This window comes from Paucilactobacillus oligofermentans DSM 15707 = LMG 22743, assembly GCF_001434315.1.
Classification (GTDB): Bacteria; Bacillota; Bacilli; order Lactobacillales; family Lactobacillaceae; genus Paucilactobacillus; species Paucilactobacillus oligofermentans.
Genome location: NZ_AZFE01000032.1, coordinates 121,958 through 141,911, shown reverse-complemented (window position 1 = coordinate 141,911; position 19,954 = coordinate 121,958). Strand labels below are relative to the sequence as shown.

The 19,954-nt window shown below is 34.2% G+C and carries 24 protein-coding genes; 4 read left to right on the top strand and 20 right to left on the bottom strand.

The window, feature by feature from the left end; all coding sequences use genetic code 11:
• Positions 1–68: 68 nt before the first annotated feature.
• The 11 genes from FC70_RS07780 to FC70_RS07730 all read right to left on the bottom strand — a co-directional run bounded on the left by FC70_RS07780 (position 69) and on the right by FC70_RS07730 (position 10,345).
• Positions 69–1,781, bottom strand: coding sequence for a proline--tRNA ligase (locus tag FC70_RS07780; RefSeq protein WP_057890438.1), 1,713 nt, complete (start codon positions 1,779–1,781; stop codon positions 69–71).
• A 30-nt stretch (positions 1,782–1,811) separates the two neighbouring features.
• A complete protein-coding gene (rseP, locus tag FC70_RS07775) occupies positions 1,812–3,083 on the bottom strand; it encodes an RIP metalloprotease RseP (protein ID WP_057890437.1) in 1,272 nt (423 codons plus the stop codon).
• 38 nt (positions 3,084–3,121) lie between these two features.
• Positions 3,122–3,907, bottom strand: a complete 786-nt coding sequence (locus tag FC70_RS07770) for a phosphatidate cytidylyltransferase (RefSeq protein WP_057890436.1) — start codon at positions 3,905–3,907, stop codon at positions 3,122–3,124.
• Between the two features lie 34 nt (positions 3,908–3,941).
• Entirely contained in the window at positions 3,942–4,718 is a 777-nt protein-coding gene (locus tag FC70_RS07765; RefSeq protein WP_057890435.1) for an isoprenyl transferase, read from the bottom strand.
• Positions 4,719–4,926: 208 nt separating this feature from the next.
• Positions 4,927–5,490, bottom strand: a complete 564-nt coding sequence (frr, locus tag FC70_RS07760; protein WP_057890434.1) for a ribosome recycling factor — start codon at positions 5,488–5,490, stop codon at positions 4,927–4,929.
• Positions 5,477–6,214: a UMP kinase gene (gene pyrH, locus FC70_RS07755; RefSeq protein ID WP_057890433.1), complete on the bottom strand. Its 738-nt coding sequence runs from the start codon at positions 6,212–6,214 to the stop codon at positions 5,477–5,479. Before pyrH ends, frr begins: the two co-directional genes overlap by 14 nt.
• Before the next feature lie 81 nt (positions 6,215–6,295).
• On the bottom strand, positions 6,296–7,174 hold the full coding sequence (gene tsf / locus FC70_RS07750; protein WP_057890432.1) for a translation elongation factor Ts: 879 nt from the start codon (positions 7,172–7,174) through the stop codon (positions 6,296–6,298).
• A gap of 109 nt (positions 7,175–7,283) precedes the next feature.
• Complete coding sequence (rpsB, locus tag FC70_RS07745) at positions 7,284–8,072, bottom strand: 30S ribosomal protein S2 (RefSeq protein ID WP_057890431.1); 789 nt, start codon at positions 8,070–8,072, stop codon at positions 7,284–7,286.
• A gap of 151 nt (positions 8,073–8,223) precedes the next feature.
• Positions 8,224–9,222, bottom strand: a complete 999-nt coding sequence (locus tag FC70_RS07740; RefSeq protein WP_057890430.1) for a D-2-hydroxyacid dehydrogenase — start codon at positions 9,220–9,222, stop codon at positions 8,224–8,226.
• Positions 9,223–9,312: 90 nt separating this feature from the next.
• Complete coding sequence (locus tag FC70_RS07735) at positions 9,313–9,600, bottom strand: GIY-YIG nuclease family protein (RefSeq protein WP_057890429.1); 288 nt, start codon at positions 9,598–9,600, stop codon at positions 9,313–9,315.
• Positions 9,590–10,345, bottom strand: a complete 756-nt coding sequence (locus tag FC70_RS07730) for a tRNA1(Val) (adenine(37)-N6)-methyltransferase (RefSeq protein WP_057890428.1) — start codon at positions 10,343–10,345, stop codon at positions 9,590–9,592. Before FC70_RS07730 ends, FC70_RS07735 begins: the two co-directional genes overlap by 11 nt.
• A gap of 108 nt (positions 10,346–10,453) precedes the next feature.
• Between FC70_RS07730 and FC70_RS07725 the strand changes: the two genes are divergently transcribed.
• Positions 10,454–11,086, top strand: a complete 633-nt coding sequence (locus FC70_RS07725; RefSeq protein ID WP_057890427.1) for a lysophospholipid acyltransferase family protein — start codon at positions 10,454–10,456, stop codon at positions 11,084–11,086.
• 55 nt (positions 11,087–11,141) lie between these two features.
• Here FC70_RS07725 and FC70_RS07720 read toward each other — a convergent pair whose 3' ends face one another.
• Positions 11,142–11,369 (bottom strand): YneF family protein, encoded by a 228-nt coding sequence (locus FC70_RS07720; RefSeq protein ID WP_057890426.1) that lies wholly within the window; start codon positions 11,367–11,369, stop codon positions 11,142–11,144.
• An 87-nt stretch (positions 11,370–11,456) separates the two neighbouring features.
• Complete coding sequence (locus tag FC70_RS07715; protein ID WP_057890425.1) at positions 11,457–11,708, bottom strand: DUF896 domain-containing protein; 252 nt, start codon at positions 11,706–11,708, stop codon at positions 11,457–11,459.
• Positions 11,709–11,866: 158 nt separating this feature from the next.
• On the opposite strand from FC70_RS07715, the gene lexA reads away from it, so the two are divergent.
• Positions 11,867–12,508 (top strand): transcriptional repressor LexA, encoded by a 642-nt coding sequence (lexA, locus tag FC70_RS07710; RefSeq protein ID WP_057890424.1) that lies wholly within the window; start codon positions 11,867–11,869, stop codon positions 12,506–12,508.
• A gap of 73 nt (positions 12,509–12,581) precedes the next feature.
• Here the strand turns inward: lexA and FC70_RS07705 are convergent, their stop codons facing one another.
• From FC70_RS07705 to FC70_RS07675, 7 genes are all read right to left on the bottom strand, one after another.
• Complete coding sequence (locus FC70_RS07705) at positions 12,582–13,745, bottom strand: hydroxymethylglutaryl-CoA synthase (RefSeq protein ID WP_057890423.1); 1,164 nt, start codon at positions 13,743–13,745, stop codon at positions 12,582–12,584.
• A 59-nt stretch (positions 13,746–13,804) separates the two neighbouring features.
• A complete protein-coding gene (locus FC70_RS07700) occupies positions 13,805–14,236 on the bottom strand; it encodes a hypothetical protein (RefSeq protein ID WP_057890422.1) in 432 nt (143 codons plus the stop codon).
• 57 nt (positions 14,237–14,293) lie between these two features.
• On the bottom strand, positions 14,294–14,701 hold the full coding sequence (locus FC70_RS07695; RefSeq protein WP_057890421.1) for a DUF3021 family protein: 408 nt from the start codon (positions 14,699–14,701) through the stop codon (positions 14,294–14,296).
• Positions 14,702–14,706: 5 nt separating this feature from the next.
• Positions 14,707–15,159, bottom strand: a complete 453-nt coding sequence (locus tag FC70_RS07690) for a LytTR family DNA-binding domain-containing protein (protein ID WP_057890420.1) — start codon at positions 15,157–15,159, stop codon at positions 14,707–14,709.
• A 22-nt stretch (positions 15,160–15,181) separates the two neighbouring features.
• Positions 15,182–16,051, bottom strand: coding sequence for an ABC transporter permease (locus tag FC70_RS07685; RefSeq protein ID WP_057890419.1), 870 nt, complete (start codon positions 16,049–16,051; stop codon positions 15,182–15,184).
• A complete protein-coding gene (locus FC70_RS07680; RefSeq protein ID WP_057890418.1) occupies positions 16,051–16,935 on the bottom strand; it encodes an ABC transporter ATP-binding protein in 885 nt (294 codons plus the stop codon). Before FC70_RS07680 ends, FC70_RS07685 begins: the two co-directional genes overlap by 1 nt.
• A gap of 142 nt (positions 16,936–17,077) precedes the next feature.
• Positions 17,078–18,457, bottom strand: a complete 1,380-nt coding sequence (locus FC70_RS07675; protein ID WP_057890417.1) for a class II fumarate hydratase — start codon at positions 18,455–18,457, stop codon at positions 17,078–17,080.
• 122 nt (positions 18,458–18,579) lie between these two features.
• Between FC70_RS07675 and FC70_RS07670 the strand changes: the two genes are divergently transcribed.
• Both FC70_RS07670 and FC70_RS07665 read left to right on the top strand, forming a co-directional pair.
• Positions 18,580–19,284 (top strand): VTT domain-containing protein, encoded by a 705-nt coding sequence (locus FC70_RS07670; RefSeq protein WP_057890416.1) that lies wholly within the window; start codon positions 18,580–18,582, stop codon positions 19,282–19,284.
• 21 nt (positions 19,285–19,305) lie between these two features.
• Positions 19,306–19,941 carry a pentapeptide repeat-containing protein gene (locus FC70_RS07665; protein WP_057890415.1) on the top strand — a complete coding sequence of 212 codons (636 nt, stop codon included), beginning with the start codon at positions 19,306–19,308 and terminating at the stop codon, positions 19,939–19,941.
• Positions 19,942–19,954 lie beyond the last annotated feature (13 nt).

The window sequence follows — 19,954 nt, the reverse complement described above, 5'->3', positions numbered from 1 at the left end:
CTCAAAATAAAAATGCGAATCGAATAATCGTTAAAAATTATCGTATCACATTTAAATTAAATCAATATCTATTCTGCGTTTGTCTTCATTAGAATTGAAAGTGTACTTCCAAGTTCTTCTTGTTTAACTTCCAAAGTCTCACCAGTACTGCGAATTTTAACTTCGACAATTCCTTCATCAGCTTTTTTACCAACCGTAACTCTCAATGGAATTCCAATCAAATCAGAATCTGCAAACTTAACACCGGGACGTTCTTTACGATCATCTAACAGTACTTCGTATCCTTCTGATTGGAGTTGATCGTTAATTTTTTGTGCTAACTCACGTTGTTCATCATTCTTCATGTTAACTGGTACAACATGCACGTTAAATGGTGCGATTTCATTTGGCCAAACTAACCCATCTTCATCAGCATATTGTTCTGAAATGGCTGATAGTAATCGAGAAATTCCAATCCCGTAACAACCCATGATTACATCTTGTTGACGGCCGTTATCATCCAATACTGAAGCGCCAAGTGACTTAGAATAACGAGTTCCCAACTTAAAGATATGACCAATTTCAATCCCGCGTTGGAACTGAAGTTGACCATTTCCATCAGGTGAAGTTTCACCTTCTTGGACGATTCGAAAATCACCAAATTCATCTACTCGGAAATCACGTTCAACATTAGCATTAATATAATGGAAACCATCTTCATCCGCACCAACTGGTACATTAACCATGTCACCAATATATTGATCAGCTAAAATAGTTACTTCTTCACCAACGCCAACTGGTCCAAGTGAACCAAATGATGCATCTAAAGTAGCTGCGGTTTGTTCAGGAGTTGCCATTTCTAATTCATCTGCATGCAAAAAGTTCGTTACTTTAACTTCATTAACTTCGTGATCTCCACGAACTAATACCATCACTGGTTTGCCATCAGCCATATATAATAAGGTTTTAACGACGCCACTAGTTTCAATTTCTAAAAATTGAGCTAACTCTTCAACTGTTTTAACATCTGGAGTTGCAATCTTTTTTAAATCTAATTGAGCAGCATGTGATTTTTTGCTAGTAAATTGTGAAGTTGCCATTTCTAAGTTAGCTGCATATTCACTAGAATCTGAATAAACAATCGTATCTTCACCAACCGCGGCTAACGCAGAAAATTCCTTCGAATCACTTCCACCCATTGCTCCGGCATCACCAATAATTGTTTTAAATTCAAGCCCACAGCGCTTAAAAATATTGTTATAAGCAGTTGCCATCTGATTAAAGGCAGCATCTAGTTCTTCTTCCTTAACAGTAAATGAATAAGCATCCATCATGTCAAATTCACGTCCGCGAAGAAGACCATAACGAGGACGATTTTCATCACGATATTTATTTTGTAATTGATATAACGTCAATGGTAATTTTTTATAAGACTTAATACTATCACGAATAATTTCAGTAAAAGTTTCTTCGTGTGTGGGTCCTAAAATGAATTCACGTTCATGACGATCCTTAAACTTGAATAAATTTTCTCCATAAGTTTCATAACGACCAGATTCGCGCCATAAATCTGCAGGTAAAATTGCAGGTACTGACATTTCAACCGCATCAATTTTTTCTAATTCTTCACGAATAATATTTTCAAGCTTTCTTAATACTCGATGAGCTAACGGCAAATATGCGTAAGCTCCAGCAGCAACTTGATAAATATAACCTGAACGTAGCATCATCTTATGACTTAAAGCTTCCGCATCGCTAGGAACTTCTTTAAGTGTTGAAATTAACATTTTTGATTGTTTCATTTTTTAATAATTCTCCTTGTTTATGTTACTTTAAAAGAAATACCGTTGAATATCATTCCAGGTTACAGCCAACATTAACAACATCAATAAACCAAAACCAATTATTGTAACTGTCCCTTCAAATCCTTCAGAATTCGGTTTTCTTCTAATTGCTTCGATAAAATTCAATAAAATTTTCCCACCATCAAGCGCTGGGATTGGTAACAAATTAACAATTCCAAGGTTAATTGAAAGAACAGCTAAAAAGTTAAGTACGCCTGTTATTCCGTATGATGCCGCCGTTGATGTTCCAGCGTATATTGCCACTGGGCCACCAAAATCATTTACATTAAACCCATGTGTAAGCATATGACCTAAGACCCCAAAAATAAGGGTTACAATTGCCATAAACTGTGTGAAACCATAACTTATTCTTGCAGCAAAATCAGTCTTTTGTTCCTCAGCTATCCCAATTTTACCAACCTTACTCTTATCCTGAGTTACAGAATCGGGAGTTAACTTAACTGTTTTATGAGTATCATTTCGCTTAACTGATAACGTAACTTGCTTATCTGGTTTAGATGAAATAGCTGTTGAAAGTTCTGTCCAATTACTTGTTTTTTTATGGTTAACGGCTGTAATTTTATCGCCGGATTTTAACCCTGCTTTTTGTGCAACTGAGTTTGTGGTAACTTCACCCACGACATTGCTGTTAGTTGGAATTCCAGTCATCATAAACCCTAAAATAGCAAAAACAACAACTGCTAATATAAAGTTATTCATCGGTCCAGCAAAATTCGTTAAAATTCGCTGTGGCAACGACGCCGATTGAAATTGAACATCACGGGGTGCAATTCTAACTTGAACACCATCACTTTCAATAATGGAAGCATCGTGATCAACCTCATAACGTTTTAATACAGTTTCATCGCCATTGATGTAACCTTCAATCCATAAACCATCTACCAAATCAGCATCTGCAATTTGGATTGGAATTCCATTAAATAACGTACTTTTCTTACTTGTATTAATTAATGTTACTTGCTCTTGTTCATTAAGCTGAATACTGACTGGAGTTCCTGGTTTTATAGCGTCATCGTCATCATCTTGGGCTCCGGCCATTCGAACATATCCACCTAAGGGAAGAATTCGAACTGTATAAGTCGTACCATTTTTACGATGCCACCAAATTTTTGGACCCATTCCAATCGAAAATTCGCGCACTAAAATACCTGCCCGCTTGGCAAAGTAATAATGTCCAAATTCATGGACAATAACTAATACTCCAAAAACAATAATAAAGGTGATGATTGTAATAATCACGAGGCTACCTTCCAATCAATTTAAAATAAATTATTAAGCTAAATAATACCAAGTAAATATAACATTGGCATTACTAAAATCATGCTGTCAAAGCGGTCCAAAATTCCACCATGTCCTGGCAAAATTTTACCGGAATCTTTCACACCATAAAAACGTTTCAATGAAGATTCGATTAAATCTCCAAATTGACCAATGATTGATAAAATCAAAGTTAAGATAATCATGATAATCCAATTATATCCCACTGGGAAAAAGATCAAATAGATTCCAATAATGATAGTGGCCGCAATTGTTCCGCCAATAGAACCTTCCCATGTTTTATTAGGACTAATTTTAGGTGCAAGTTTATGTTTTCCTAACTTACGTCCAATCATATATGCACCACTGTCAGTAATCCAAACAATTAACATTGCGTAAAGTAAGGTAGTAAATCCATCTGCACGAGCAGCAACAAAATAGTGGAAGCCCATACCAACATATAACATCGCTAAGGTTAATACACCAGCATCATCAAAAGTAAAGCGTCCCTTTTTAGTAACTGTATGGACAGCTAATAAAATTATAACTACATAAAATAATACAAAGCGATCAAATCTACCCGGTAAAAAATCAAACCAGTTATTGGGAATAATCAATAATAGCACCCCAATATTCGTTAAAATAGCTTCAAACGAAACTAATAGAATCTTTTTCATAATTAAAATTTCATCAACTGCAATAATTCCAAGTAACATTGCGGCAATTGTTAATGGTAAACCACCGATCATTATTAGTGGAATAAAAATAATTAAAGCAATTATTGCTGTAATAACACGTTGTTTCATAGTTAGTCACACTCATTTCTAATTTTGTAGTTATTTATTTTTTATCTAATCCACCAAAGCGACGGTGACGTCCTTGGTAACTAATAATTGCGTTCTTTAATGAATCATCATCAAAATCGGGCCAATGTTCATCAACAAAAACAAATTCACTGTATGCAAGTTGCCAAAGCATGAAATTACTAATTCGTTGTTCTCCACTAGTTCTAATTAGTAGTTCTGGATCTTCAAACTCTGCTAGTGATCCAGTCATCATTAGACTGGATAATAAATTCTCATCAATTTGATCAACTTCTATTTTACCATCACTAACTTCCATTGCGGCCTGTTTTGCTGCTTCAACAATTTCAATGCGACCACCGTAATTCAAAGCAAAATTAAGCACCATTCCGGTACATCCGGCAGTTTGCTCGATTGCATCATAAACTGCTTTTTGAGTCCCCTCGGGAAGTTTAGAAATGTCGCCCATAACCATTACTTTAACATTATTTTTTATTAAATCAGGAACGAAAGTTTGAAAAAAATTAATTGGTAATTGCATTAAATAATTCACTTCATCATTAGGTCGCTTCCAATTTTCCGTTGAAAAAGCATATAGCGATAATACTTTAATTCCTAAATTGCTAGCCGCAACGGTTATTTTTTTCACCGTTTGCATTCCTTCACGATGCCCAGCAACTCTAGGAAGATGTTTTCTTTGAGCCCAACGACCATTACCATCCATAATAATAGCAATGTGGTTAGGAATATTATTCAAATCCAATTGGTTAGTCTCATCATTATTTGAATTAGTACGTTTAAATTTTGAAAACACAATACTCCACCCTACTTTTTAAATATGTTGTTTCAATTTTACCAAAAAAACACCATATTAACTAGTGATATTAATGGATTACTAAAACAGCCCTCAGTTATTAGTTACTCGCTGATCTATCAAAATGCATAAAAGTAATAATTCAAAAAAAATAATGATACTCAACAAAAGTTTCGCATCATTATTTTTAACTATATTTTATTAATGATTAGCCTTGCATTAATTCTTTTTCTTTATCTGCAGCAATTGCATCGACTTCTTTAATACCAGCATCTGTAATTTTTTGAACCTTGTCTTCTAATTCATGAAATTCATCATCATTAAAGTCGCCAGATTTATTACCTTTTTTCAAGTCATCCATTGCATCACGTCGGATATTACGAACGGCAACCTTAGCTTTTTCAGCTTCTGATTTAACATCTTTAACCAATTCTTTACGACGTTCTTCAGTTAATTGTGGAATTGAAAGACGAATTGCACTTCCATCATTAGCAGGATTTAATCCCAAATCTGATGCATTAATTGCCGTTTCAATGTCGCCAATAATTGATTCATCAAATGGTGAGATCATTAATAAGCGTGGTTCTGGAATCGTGATTGAAGCTACCTGATTAATTGGTGTAGGTGCTCCATAATAATCAACCATCACCCGATTTAAAATGCTAGCATTTGCTCGTCCAGCACGAATATTACCTAAATCACGTGAAAGTGATTCACCTGACTTTTTCATTTTACTTGTTGCTTCATTTAAAATTTCTTTACTTGTTGCCATCATTATTCCCCCTGACAGTTGTTCCAATATTTTGTCCTTCAACGACTTTCATAATATTACCAGTTTCGTTTAAGTTAAAGACAACGAGTGGAATATCATTATCCATCGACAATGAACTTGCCGTTGAATCCATAACGTGTAAATTGTTTTTAATAATTTCTAAATGAGTCAAACTATCATATTTAACGGCTGAGGAATCTTTATTAGGATCAGCACTATAAACACCATCAACTCCATTTTTTGCCATTAAAATTGCATCTGCATTAATTTCAGCTGCTCGTAATGCTGCCGTTGTATCGGTAGAGAAGTATGGACTACCGGTTCCACCAGCAAAGATTACAATTCGGCCTTTTTCTAAATGACGAACTGCCTTACGACGAACATAAGGTTCAGCAATTTGACGCATTTCAATTGATGTTTGAACACGAGTTGGTACACCAATTGATTCCAAACTATCTTGTAATGCTAAAGCATTCATAATGGTTCCTAGCATTCCAACATAATCGGCTTGTGCCCGTTCCATACCCATTTGTGCACCGGCTTCACCGCGCCACATATTACCGCCACCAACAACAATGGCAATTTCTACACCAAGTTCATGAACTTGTTTTAGTTCTTCAGCTACGTCTTTAATAACTGGTGGATTAATTCCAAAACCTCGATCACCAGCAAGTGCTTCACCACTTAATTTTAAAATTACTCGTTTATATTTTACATCCGTCATGTTTCTGTCCTCCTGCAAGAATCTCCCAAAAATAAAATCTGACTCAGAAAAAAAGACGTACTAAATGTACGCCAATTTTTACTAGCCTTTAATTTGTCCCATGACTTCTTCAACAAAGTTATTGGCTTTCTTTTCAATACCTTCGCCAACTTCATAACGAACAAACGTCTTTAATTGACCATTCTTAGATTCAACATATTTAGATACGGTCATATCAGAATCTTTAACGAATGCTTGATCAGCTAAACTAATTTCTGCCAAGAACTTGTTAACACGACCAGCAACCATTTTTTCAACGATATTGGCTGGTTTGCCTTCATTCAAAGCTTCTTGAGTAAGAACTTCTGTTTCATGTGCTAAACGATCTGCAGGAACGTCATTACGTGAAACAAATTCTGGATTAACAGCAGCAACGTGCATAGCAACATCTTTAGCAGTTTCAGCATCAGCACCTTCAAGAAGAACTAACGCACCAATGCTTCCACCCATGTGTAAATATGAACCAAAGTTTTCACTATCTGTCTTTTCAATAATTGTAAAACGACGGAGTGAGATTTTTTCTCCAGTTTGTTGAGTGGCCGTGATCAATTCATCATTTAATGTACCTTTATCTGTTGATAAAGCTAGTGCAGCTTCAACATCAGCTGGATGATTTGCAACTAAAACATCAGCAATATGGCTTAAAAGATCTTTAAAAGTATCTCCAGCAGCAACGAAATCTGTTTCTGAGTTCAATTCAACGATAACAGCTTTGTTACCATTAATTTTGATTCCAGTTAAACCTTCAGCTGCAATACGATCATTCTTCTTAGCGGCCTTAGCAATTCCTTTTTCACGAAGAAAATCAATTGCTTTGTCGATATCACCTTCAGTAGCAACAAGGGCTTTTTTTGCGTCCATCATTCCTACACCAGTTTTTTTACGTAAGTCCATCACTTGGGCTGCTTTAATGTCTGCCATGTTATGTTTCTCCTTAATTATATGTTTACTTTTTTGTTTAAAAAAAGACTGTCCCAATTGCTCAGGCCAATATGGTCCTAGTTGCAAATGAAACAGCCTAAGGTTTTAATTATTTTTCAGTTGTGCCTTCAACGGTTGCTTTTAAGCCAGCAAGGTCAGCGCCAGAAACTTCTTTCTTTGCTTCTTCAGCTTTAACTTGTTCAGCTTGGTCGTCAACACCTTGGTTACCTTCGATAACAGCATCTGCCATCTTAGCAGTAATCAAACGTACGGCACGAATAGCATCATCATTTGAAGGGATGATTACATCGATATCGTCTGGGTCAGTATTAGTATCAACCATAGCAACGATAGGAATGTTAAGCTTTTGTGCTTCTTTAACAGCAATTTGTTCCTTGTGTGGATCAACAATGAACATTACATCTGGGATGCGTGGCATGTCTTCGATACCACCCAAGAATTTTTCAAGCTTTTCACGTTTCTTAGTAAGCAATGAAACTTCTTTCTTAGGTAATACATCAAAACTACCATCTTCAGACATGCTCTTAAGTTGCTTAAGATGCTTGATACGTGTTTGGATAGTATCCCAGTTAGTCAATGTTCCACCTAACCAACGATGGTTAACAAAATATTGACCAGCACGTACAGATTCTTCTGCAACGGCTTCTTGAGCTTGCTTCTTAGTTCCGACGAAAAGAACAACGCCACCATCAGCGGCATTTTCTTTAACGAAATTGTAAGCAGTATCGATCATTTTAACAGTCTTTTGTAAATCAATGATGTAAATACCATTACGTTCTGTAAAGATAAATGGCTTCATCTTTGGATTCCAACGACGTGTTTGGTGTCCAAAATGAACACCGGCTTCTAATAATTGTTTCATGCTAATAACTGACATGAATAGTACCTCCAAAAGTTTTTTTCCTCCCTAGGCATATCATATGAATCAAGAACTCTCTCGAGCAACCCTCTCATCATCAATCCTAGGTGTGAATTGGCGCTTGTGCACCGGAAATAATTATACCTAAATTACAGGAACTGTGCAAGGGTTAATTAAAAGTTACTAAATTATTTGCAGTTCCCGTCTTAATTAACGATAAGTTATTATCAAGACTCACATGTACCATATTTTTTACTGCTACATCCGTGTAAAAAGCAGTATGTGGTGAAACTAATACATTTTCTCTAGCACTTAAATTTTTAAACACCGGATAATCAATTTCTTTACCAGAAAAATCTTGATTAAATAGTTTAGTTTCTTCTTCTAAGACATCTAAGGCTGCTCCACCAACTTTGTGGCTGTCTAACGCACTAATTAAAGCCTGTTCATCAATCAATGGCCCACGTGCAGTGTTAATAATAAACACCCCATCATTCATGGCTTCAAAGGCAGCCGCATCCAACAAATGTTCCGTTTCAGGAAACAATGGAATATGCAATGTAATTACCGTTGCCTGGTCAAAAATTTCCTGCATGGTATCCACATACAATCCTTGAGCTTCAATTTCCGCATTATGAAATTTATCAAAAGCAATTACTTTAGCGCCAAAGCCTTGTAAGATTTTAATCACACTTTGACCAATGTGCCCGGTCCCAATGACCCCCACAGTTTGTTGATTCAATTCTTTTGAAATTTGTGGTGCCCATCGAAAATCCTGATTAGCAGCTTTTAAGTTATATTCTTTAGTTCGTCTTAATAAATTCATTAACCGTGTAACCGCAAATTCGGCGATTGCTTCTGGTGAGTAAACTGGGACATTGGTAACTTTTAATCCAAGTTCTTTCACTTTACTAGGATTTAAATTATCAACGCCAACATTTCTTAACGACAAATATTTAATTCCAAAATCTGCCATTTTTTGTAATGCTGCATCTTGATATTGAGCTTGTTGAAACGCTACAACACCGTCATATCCTTCAGCTTGTAAAATAGTTTGCTCATCGATTAATTCTTTAACGATTGTCACTTCTACATCTGAATGTTCCATTGCCCAATCTTTTACAAATGACTGTTCGTCATCTCGAATTCCGTACGCAATAATTTTCATCTGTCAATTGACCTCCATATAAGTATATTTATATTTGCAACTATTCTAATTATATCAAAACTAGGTGTTCGGCTAAAACAAAAGCCCTTATTATGACAGATATTTTTGCCAATTAATTTTATGTGCAGCTAAAAACTTTTCTTTTAATTGTCGTGATTGATGCTTAAATTGATATTCGGCTTGCATAGCTGTGGATTTAGACTCAAATCTTTCTGAATAGATTAAATGTAGCGGATGACGACTTTTAACCTTCGTATACTTAGCCCCTTGTCGTGATTGGTGGGTTTCAAATCGTTTAATCACATCATTAGAATAACCACCATAGAACGTATTATCCGCACAATACAATACATAAAAGTAATATGCTTTATTTTCCATATAACATCTCTTTAACCTGTGGCGTATATTCATTATTTTCATCAGAAACAATAATTGGTTCAACTATTCTGACTCCACCGGCATGTCCATCCCGAATTACTTCAATTAGTACCATGTTAGCTTCTCGTCCCGGTTTGGGATGAATAAATTGAATCCGCTTGGGTGCCATTCGATACTTACTAATCATCGCGAATATATCCGCCAATCGATCTGGTCGATGTACCATATATCCACGACCATTGGTTTTAAGTAACCCACTCATGACTGACACAACACCTTCAAGGTTAGTTTTAATTTCATGCCGAGCAATCGCTAAATATTCATTTGGATTTTTGGTACTGTCAGGTAAATTAGTAAAATATGGCGGATTACAAAGGACAATATCAACCGAATCTTTTTTTATTTCTGTATATAAATCCGCAATATCCATATTTAATACCGAATATTGTTTATCCAAATTATTTAATTTAATACTGCGTTGTGCCATATCGGCTAAACGTGGTTGAATTTCAACTTCTATAAAGTGTGAAGGAATCTTAGCGTGTAAAAATAGGCCCACCGCCCCATTACCCGCACACATATCAACAACTTTTAAACGTGTTTTCTTAGTTTCTGGTACAAAATTAGCCAATAAAACAGCATCTAACGAAAATGAAAACACTTCATTACTTTGGATAATTTGAACATCTTGACTATATAACTGATCAATTCTTTCACTATCTTGTACTAAATTCTGTTCTTGCATTCTTAATTCCTCATATTAAAGTAACTTGCAACTCTCATATTTTTCTTGCATACTAAACATGTGCAGAAGATAAATAAGCACATAAACTATTTTAGGAGAAATGACCTAATGTTTTATTCATTTTTACGTGGTTTAGTTAGAATTCTATTGTACATTCTAAACGGAAAACCAACATACTTAAATAAAGAAAATTTACCTGAAGGAAATTATATCTTAGTTGGACCACATCGTACATGGTTTGACCCAGTTTATTTTGCCCTTGCTGGTTCACCTAAAAAGTTCAGCTTCATGGCTAAACAAGAATTATTTGAGAATAAATTTTATAAGTTTGTCTTAGACCATATGTTTGCTTACCCAGTTGATCGCATTAATCCAGGGCCATCCGTTATTAAAACGCCTGTTAATTATTTGAAAAAGACTGATCTTTCAACCATTATTTTTCCAAGTGGAACTCGTTACTCGGAGCAGATGAAAGGTGGTGCATTGGTGATTGCCAAATTATCTGGTGTTCCATTAATTCCAGCCGTATATCAAGGGCCAATGACATTCAAAGGCCTTTTAACTCGTAAGAAAACGACCGTTGCTTTTGGAAAGCCAATCATGGTTGATAAGAAAATTAAATTAGATGATGATAATCAAGCCGAATATGAAGCTCGCTTACAACAATCATTTAATGACTTAGACCAGCAAATCGATCCAAATTTCCACTATGTTTTACCAGTAAAAAAAGAAAGCAAATAATACAAAAAAGGATAATCATCAGTTATGATGATTATCCTTTTATTTTAAAGAATTATTATTTACTATTCTTTGATTGTTGTTGCATTGCTTGCATCATTTGGTGAAGTTTCTTAGCAGAAGGCTTTTGGCCCATTTGTAACATCATTGTGCTAAGCATTTCTTCATTAATTGGTGGATTATTCTTAAGATAAGTTTCCATATACTTACGGGCACCAAAGAATCCGCCAACCAAACCAATAACTAAAGCTACTACAATCAATAAAATCCAAATGCCAGTTGACATATTGAATCCCCCTTTTCTAGTTCAATAACTAATGATACTCAATATTGACTACGATTGAAAGAAAAATTTTAGATTTAACCTAATTAATTAATCATCACGTAACCCTTTATCTCTTTGAATTCCTTTAACTTTTTCTGGTGTAACTTCTTTTCCAGATTTATCGAACACTTGCATCATTTCAACTTGACTCCGAAATGATTCTCTAAAATTAGTCAAAAATTCTTTTCTTAATTTTTGACGTTCTTCATTTTCTTCATTAGTTAATCCATCTTCTTTAGCTTTTTTAGCCAATTGATTAATTCTAGCAGTTAATAATTTACGTTCTTCATCCGTTGCCATTATGCACCTCGTTGATTTACTTTTATCTGTTTAATAATACTCAATTTGTTGCCATTCTTCAAGCTTAATCATTGATTACAGAATACACGAACAAGTGTTTGATTAACGTGCTAGACTATGGTAATCTTAACTATAGATAAAAAAACGGGAGTGTCATCATGTCAAAATCTGGAGAAACAAAACAATTAGCAGTACTAAATTTTATTCATGATCGTGTTGAAAATCATGGGTATCCACCCACTGTTCGTGAAATTGGAGAAGCTGTCAATCTTTCTTCAACTTCTACCGTTCATGGGCATATTAACCGACTAATCAAAAAAGGATACCTTCAAAAGGATCCCTCAAAACCACGTGCAATTGAAATTACACCTGAAGGTTTGTCACTAATCGGTGTTAGTACCGTTACTGAACCAACGTTTGAAGCAAAAATTCCAATGTTAGGCGTTGTCACTGCCGGTGCTCCTATTTTAGCGGTCGAAGAAGCGACCGATTATTTTCCAGTTCCACCAACCATTAATAATAACGAAGATTTATTTATGCTAACTATTCGTGGTGAAAGTATGATTAACGCCGGTATTCTTAGTGGTGATAAAGTTATCGTCCGTAAAACACCTAGTGCAAAAAATGGCGATATTGTAATTGCCATGAATGATGATAATGAGGCGACTTGTAAACGATTCTTTAAAGAGTCAGATCATTTTCGTCTGCAACCAGAAAATGACACTATGGCACCAATTATTTTAACCAATGTTTCCATTCTTGGACAAGTTGTTGGATTGTTTCGAGATGATATTTATTAAAACCAAAAAGACCACATTATGATTGTGTGGTCTTTTTGTATGCTACAAATTATATTAATTGTATATAACAAATTTATTTTTTTGTATAAATTCGTTTTTGATTTTGAATTCCTGTTAGTCTAAATTTACTTATATCGTTATCCAAATTAAGTTCAATATCTTCACTATTCATTCCAAGCTGACTATTAAAAATTGCTTCATATTCAGCAACACTAATTTTAGTTCTAGTTTCAAGATTAGATTCTATTAAATCTTTATCAAACGCCGTTTCAAATCCTGCTTGTAGCGTGACTGTATAAAATTCACCTTCTGCACCTGACCCATAACTAAATAGGCCAATTTTTTCACCAGCAGCTAACTCACCATTTATTAATAATGAAATTAAACTTAGGTACAGTGAGCCAGTATACAGATTACCGACTTTACGATTTAAAATCTGACTAGCAGTTAATTGTGCTCTTAATTTTTCCGCAATTAAACTATCCTCATCGCCTAGCAAGGCTTCCAATGCTTTCTTTCCCATTTTAGTAAATGGTAAATGAAAGGCCAATGCAGTAAAGTCAGTCAAATCGTCATCAGTTAATTCTTGATATCGTTTAAAAGCTTCTAAAAACATCTCAATATATACGTTTGTCGAATATTTTCCATCAACAATTGCTTCTGTTTTTCCTAACGGACGCCAAAAATCCATTACATCCCGTGTAATTGGAACACTTGGACCTTCAATCGATAAAATACGTGGATTAGCTGTTACTAACATAGCAACTGCCCCACCACCTTGGGTTACTTCACCTGGTGTATTCAATCCATATCGTGCAATATCTGCCGCAATCACTAATACATGTTCTTCTGGATTAGCGCTAACTAGTCCTTTAGCAGCTTGAATAGCAGCTGTTCCAGCATAACAAGCCTCTTTAAATTCAATCGTCCGGACAAAATCTCCAAGTCCTAACAACGTTTTAACATAAATTGCTGACGCTTTAGAATTATCAATCCCTGATTCCGTAGCAACAATTACAGTGGTAATTGTTTGACGATCTGCATCAGTTAACATCTGGTCAGCAGCCATCGTCCCCATCGTTACAATATCTTGTGTAGGTAAAACAACCGCCTGCTTTTCTTGACCAATACCTATTAAATACTTATTTGGATCTACACCGCGAGCATTCGCTAAATCGGTTAAATCCAAATAATATGATGATGTATTAAAGCCAATTTTATCAATTCCAATTTTCATTAATGGTCGCTCCTTTGATTAATTCAATTGTTTAATTTTATCACAACCGACACACTGCGCTACTTTAGTTGTTCAATATTTATTTGCCAGTTCTTAAATGTTTTTTTTAATTGTTGCTTAGTTTCTGACGTAATTGTCCACTGATTAATCGTTAATTCATCATTAGCACAAGTCTGATAATATCCGAGCCATTCAAAATCTAGGTGACTTAGTTCAGTGTTAGTCAGATTATTTCTAACACGTTTAGTTTCATTTTCTAACATTAATTGTTTTACATAGTTATATTCTGCGATTTTTTTTGCCAGTCTTGGTTCATCAAATAAATACATTGGCTCTGGCCATAAAGTAAATTCACCGTTATCTTTAGGATAAATTACTAACGCATATCCTTCATCAACAACGCGTTCAATGGTTGTTGCTACTAAAATAATTGGCCGCGTTTGGTTAGTTAATAAATTTGTGGTCTCAAATGTCATTTGATCGTCATTCATAATTAGCCACCTCAATGATATTTTAGCATGTTTAACTAAAAGAAAAACAGCCAGTAACTATTTTTTAGCTTGCTTTCGCCTTTTTACTTGTTTATTAATTGAATTTAAATCTAAAAAGACCCAAACTCTGAATCCCAGCAAAATTAATAAATATATAACTAGATATCCAAAAATTCCTTGTTGCCAACTCGTTAAAAAGGCAACTGGATAGGCCCAATAAGCAAGCATACATGTTATTGTAGTTAAAACAAAATGGAGTAATCTTCGTAATAAATAAGTTCCAAGCTCCATATCTAATACTTTAGAAATAAGGCCAATAACAGCACTCATTATTAAAATAATCTCAAGGCCAGCTGAATCAATTTCGACCTTCGACCAGCCAACCAACAATACAAAGACAAAAGTCGTTGAACCAATTAGTACTCCAATAAAAGCTTTTTTAATTAATTCTTTTACAAGCATCATCTGAATCACATCCTTAATTTTAATTTTAAATCTGATAAATACTTGCGACTAATTCCCATCTTTACTTGATGACTTAAAATTGCAACCATATTACCTGAAAACCCTGCTTCTATGCTTTGCAAATGATCTAAATTAATAATGGCACTTTTCGATACTTGTGCAAAAGACTCAATTGGTAATTTACTAAGCATATTTTTCAACTGTCCCTTAACTTCAAAAATTTGACTATTCGTAACAATAGTCAAATCAGTTTTAAGCACCTCAATTGCGATAATATCCTTAAATTGAATCATTTTAGTTTTATCATCAATAGTAATTGGCAATACTTTTGAAGAATAATTATCATTACTTAATGTTTTTATCAAATCAATAACAGGTTGACTAAGTTGATTTGCTGATACTTCGACAACCATCTCATTATCGAGTAACGATTTATCTTGATGAAAGTTAACCTTCACAATTATTCTCTTCCTTTACTTATTAATGTCGTTTTAAAACACCACGTTTTAATATATTTGTCACAATTAGAATAGCAATGATTGTAATCATAGTAAAGCCAACTAGTAATAGTATATTTGAATAAACCGTCGTCAATCCATTAATATTTATTCCAATCCCCATTGACTCTTTAAAATCATTTAAAACAGCTGGTGTAGCATTTTTAAATGAATTATTTAATGGATCTTTGAGTAATATTTGGCGAAATAAAGCAGCATTATAAGGTGCCGGAGTGAATTCAATTAACCATTGGGCTGATGTTGGAATCAAGCCAATTGGCATATAAACACAAGCAAAAAATCCAGCTGCAGTTCCAATAATCGAATTGAATTTGCTTAATGAATCAACATTATTAATAAACGATAGTAATAACATATTAACCGTTGTCCAAACCACACTGCTTAAAATCATCACGATTAAAATTGGTAATACCCAATCCAAACGAAAAGTCATTGCATCCATCAAACTAAAATACAACGACATAAATGTCATCACTAATCCTTGCATAACAATTCCAATTAATATGGTACTTAGTACATAAGCCCCTTGGATATGATAATAAGACGGCCTTGTTAATAATAAATCACGTAAAGCTCCATTATCACGATCCTTAACCATTTGCCCCAAGCTATTTGCAGTCGTTGTGATTGCCGTAATTGTTAATGTTCCACCCATTAACCAGGGATCTAAAATTTGTTTTAAATCAGGAACTCTACTCAAACCACTAGCAATACTTTGTCTTAAAAAAACTAAATACAAAACAAATGAAATGATTGCTCCCATCAAAGAGAGTGAAACTCCACCAAAACTATTAAACTGTAATCGTAAATTTCGTTTTATTAACCCTACCATTATCTAATTTCCTTTCCCGTTAATTCTAAGAAAATATCATTAACACTTCCAGGCCGCATCTCAAAAGAACTGATTTCATTTTTCAAATCATCCAATATATTGATTGCTTCAATATTTGAATTCGTTATTAATTTCAAATCTTGACCAATTTGTTGATTATTTCTTTCTATCAAATCACAGAATTTACTACTACCTTTAAAATGAATTATCAATTGGTCATGTGCATATTCTTTTTTTAAATTATCCAATGTATTTTCAGCAATAATTTCACCATGATCAAGTACATACACATAGTCAGCATACTCAACTTCTTCCAAATAATGAGTTGTTAAAATAATTGTTAATTGTTTAGTTTTTCTAATCTCATTTAACACTTGCCAAATTTTATTTCTGGTTTGAATATCTAATCCCGTCGATGGCTCATCTAAAAACAACAATTCTGGTTGATGAATTAGTGCCCGTGCAATATCAACTCGTCGCCTTTGCCCACCAGACAAAACGCCATATTGTTGTTTTAAAATAGCTTCTAATTCCAATTTTATGATTATTTGGTTAAAATATTCTGAATCAAAATTCTGATATAAATTTGCTCGTGTCTTTAAGTTTTCCATTACTGTTAAATCTCGATCTAGTAAACTATCCTGAAATACCACACCTATTTTATTTCTAAATTTCTCACTATTAACTTTAATTCCTTCCAAGCTAATTTCACCAATAGTTGGAGTTAATAGTCCAATTAACATTTCAACAGTCGTAGACTTACCCGCACCATTCGGCCCTAAAAAAGCAATAAACTGACCTTTTTCAACATGTAAATTAACATTTTTAACTATCTCTTTATCATTAAACTTTTTTGTTAAGTGTATTGCCTCAAAAAAATGCATTATTCGTCCTCCTATTTTTTTAGAATATCAAAAAATATAATGCAATTAGTCTAAATTGATATAACTCGCAAAATTGACGTTATAAGTGGTTAATTTACTGCAATAAAAAAATGAGATGTAATTTCACATCTCATTTCTAAACTTAACGATTATTATTTGTCATTTTTAATGGATCAATTAACTGGTCAAATTCGTCTGCCATTATATAACCTAATTTTAATGCAGCCGTTTTTAAGTTAGTGCCATCTTCATGTGCTAGTTGAGCAATTTCAGCGGCTTTATGATAACCAATTTTTGGTGATAGTGAAGTTACCGTCATCAAAGAGTTATCAATTAAGGATTTCATCCGGTCTTCATTAACCGTAATTCCTGCTACCATTTTATCCGTAAACGGTCCTAAGACCCCAGTTAATATTTCAATTGATTCCAAGAAAGTTGCGATGATAACCGGTTTATAAACATTCATTTCAAAATTACCTTGACTAGCCGCAATTTCAATCGTCGTATCATTTCCCATCACTCGCGTTGCTGCCATCGTTACTGCTTCAGCTTGAGTTGGATTTACTTTGCCTGGCATAATTGATGATCCAGGTTCATTAACTGGAATTATCAATTCTCCATATCCAGCACGTGGTCCACTAGCTAGGAAACGAATATCATTCGCAATCTTAAGTAAATCAGCGGCTAAGGTTCTAATTGCACCATGAACTGCTGTTAAGCCGGAATGTGAGGCTAAACCAAAAAATTTATTCTGAGTAGTAAATGATACTCCATATACTTCACTCAATTTTTTTATAATCTCAGTGTCAAAATTAACTGGCGTATTTAATCCAGTTCCAACTGCAGTTCCGCCAATTGGTAGTTCCAATAACGTTTCACTCAGTTGTTGAAGATACTTTAAATCATGTTCTAATGCACTAACCCAGCCACTTATTTCTTGTCCAAACGTTAATGGAGTTGCATCTTGTAAATGAGTTCGCCCTAATTTAACAACATCCCAATATTGTTGTTGCTTATCTTTCAAAACTGTAATTAAATGTTCAATAACTGGTATCAATTGATTAATTGCTTGTGTTGCAGCGATATTCATTGCGGAGGGAAAAACGTCATTTGAGCTTTGTGACTTATTAACATCATCATTGGGGGCAATCTTCGCAAGTTGATTAATTTGGTTACTGACATTTGCAATAACTTCATTCACATTCATATTAGTCTGGGTTCCTGATCCAGTTTGATAAACATGTAACGGAAAACTTCCCATCAATTCTCTATCCGCTAATGACATGATTTGATTAGAAGCTACCACTATCGTTGTTGCTTTTTGATGATCAATTAACTTATTTTCATCATTAACTTGTGCCGCGGTCATTTTAATATTAATTATGGCTCTAATTAGTTGAACCGGCATTAATGGTCCTGTTGGAAAGTTGTGACAACTGCGTTCCGTTTGGGCACCCCAAAGGGCATCGATTGGAACTTCTACTGCTCCTAATGTATCGTGTTCAACTCTAAAATCTACCACAATCAATTCCTCCTAGGATTTCATCAATTTCCAATAATCATACACTATTTATAACTTATTTTACCGACTTTTGTCTAATTATGATAAGATTATCTAATTATTACTTATGACAAGGATGTTAAATGAATAAATACGTTAAACACATTTTAATAACTCTAGAAATCATCATCGCTCTTAGCCTAACCGCTGTTTTAATCAAAAATTATTATCCACAATTTAGTACCATGTGGTCTAATTCTCATGATTTAAAATCATTATTAGCCTTACTTAGAAATTATTCTACTTCAGATGTAATTGTTTTTTCAACGCTCATCATTGTGGTCTCAGCGATTCCTGGTGCCCCCGCTTCTATTTTTGCAATTGCAGCTGGAATTTGCTTTGGAAAATTATTAGGCGTCACCGTCAGTGCTATTGGATTTTCTTTAGGTAACATAATTGATGTCTATGCCTTAACCTTTGTAGATGGTCTGATGAAAAAAGAACGTACTAATAAATATCTTGATGCTATTATCAATATGCGGCATCCACGCGTTGGACTTGTAATTGGCTATGCCATCCCATTTATTCCATCATTTATGACCAGTATGGCAGCCGTTAAGATGCAAACTAGTCAACTTCAAACAATTAGCTGTATTATCCTTGGTAGCACTCCAATTGCATTTATTTACGCTTTTGGTGGCGATGCCCTTGTTAATCAGCATTGGGTAATGGCAATTATTTTGATTTTAATCGCAGCTGCCTTAATTTTCTTAGTCATTATTATTTTCAAAGACCGTAAAAGCATCATCGAACGTACTAAAAACACTAAACTATTTACAAAAAAGTAGTAACTTGAAAGGACAAATTTTATGACCATTGCCAAAGTAAATCCTGATATCTTATCTTCTGGTTCTTTTCTTGATATTTTTAATACTGAAGATTTATTACTTAAAAACAAGTTAATTGAAAATGAATTTGATGAAGAACAACAAATTGAACATCCCTTTGTTGAACAATCTATTTTTAATCATGTAACCTTAACCAAAAGTTCCCTTTATAAATTTGAAGCTACAGATGTTGTCTTTAATAATTGTGATTTTTCCAATTGTAATCTTGAAGAAGCCGTTTTTCTTCGTTGTGAGTTCAACAATTGTAAAATGCTCGGAATAAACCTAAATAATGCCTACATTAGTACTTGTATCTTTGATCATTCTATTCTTGATCTTGCTAGTATTAATCATGTTCAAATTAAGCATTGTCAATTTCTTGAATCCAGTTTACAAGATGTTGGTTTCACTGATAATAAGCTCACCAAAACTACATTCACTGACTGCCAATTAAATCAGATTTCAACCTATGGAACTTCATTAAAAGGACTGGACTTAAGTCTGAATTCTTTTGAATTAATTGAGGCTGATTTTGCTTCACTACGCGGTGTGATTGTAAACGAACAACAAGCTGCTTTACTGGCTGCACGCTACTTGAATATTAATCTATCTTACTAAAAAACGACAATCA

Coding starts and splice junctions, on each gene's coding strand:
- FC70_RS07780 (WP_057890438.1), bottom strand. CDS start 1,781: ATGAAACAATCAAAAATGTTAATTTCAACACTTAAAGAAGTTCCTAGC.
- FC70_RS07770 (WP_057890436.1), bottom strand. CDS start 3,907: ATGAAACAACGTGTTATTACAGCAATAATTGCTTTAATTATTTTTATT.
- frr (WP_057890434.1), bottom strand. CDS start 5,490: ATGGCAACAAGTAAAGAAATTTTAAATGAAGCAACAAGTAAAATGAAA.
- pyrH (WP_057890433.1), bottom strand. CDS start 6,214: ATGACGGATGTAAAATATAAACGAGTAATTTTAAAATTAAGTGGTGAA.
- tsf (WP_057890432.1), bottom strand. CDS start 7,174: ATGGCAGACATTAAAGCAGCCCAAGTGATGGACTTACGTAAAAAAACT.
- rpsB (WP_057890431.1), bottom strand. CDS start 8,072: ATGTCAGTTATTAGCATGAAACAATTATTAGAAGCCGGTGTTCATTTT.
- FC70_RS07740 (WP_057890430.1), bottom strand. CDS start 9,222: ATGAAAATTATTGCGTACGGAATTCGAGATGACGAACAGTCATTTGTA.
- FC70_RS07735 (WP_057890429.1), bottom strand. CDS start 9,600: ATGGAAAATAAAGCATATTACTTTTATGTATTGTATTGTGCGGATAAT.
- FC70_RS07730 (WP_057890428.1), bottom strand. CDS start 10,345: ATGCAAGAACAGAATTTAGTACAAGATAGTGAAAGAATTGATCAGTTA.
- FC70_RS07725 (WP_057890427.1), top strand. CDS start 10,454: ATGTTTTATTCATTTTTACGTGGTTTAGTTAGAATTCTATTGTACATT.
- FC70_RS07720 (WP_057890426.1), bottom strand. CDS start 11,369: ATGTCAACTGGCATTTGGATTTTATTGATTGTAGTAGCTTTAGTTATT.
- FC70_RS07715 (WP_057890425.1), bottom strand. CDS start 11,708: ATGGCAACGGATGAAGAACGTAAATTATTAACTGCTAGAATTAATCAA.
- lexA (WP_057890424.1), top strand. CDS start 11,867: ATGTCAAAATCTGGAGAAACAAAACAATTAGCAGTACTAAATTTTATT.
- FC70_RS07705 (WP_057890423.1), bottom strand. CDS start 13,745: ATGAAAATTGGAATTGATAAAATTGGCTTTAATACATCATCATATTAT.
- FC70_RS07700 (WP_057890422.1), bottom strand. CDS start 14,236: ATGAATGACGATCAAATGACATTTGAGACCACAAATTTATTAACTAAC.
- FC70_RS07695 (WP_057890421.1), bottom strand. CDS start 14,701: ATGATGCTTGTAAAAGAATTAATTAAAAAAGCTTTTATTGGAGTACTA.
- FC70_RS07685 (WP_057890419.1), bottom strand. CDS start 16,051: ATGGTAGGGTTAATAAAACGAAATTTACGATTACAGTTTAATAGTTTT.
- FC70_RS07680 (WP_057890418.1), bottom strand. CDS start 16,935: ATGCATTTTTTTGAGGCAATACACTTAACAAAAAAGTTTAATGATAAA.
- FC70_RS07670 (WP_057890416.1), top strand. CDS start 18,580: ATGAATAAATACGTTAAACACATTTTAATAACTCTAGAAATCATCATC.
- FC70_RS07665 (WP_057890415.1), top strand. CDS start 19,306: ATGACCATTGCCAAAGTAAATCCTGATATCTTATCTTCTGGTTCTTTT.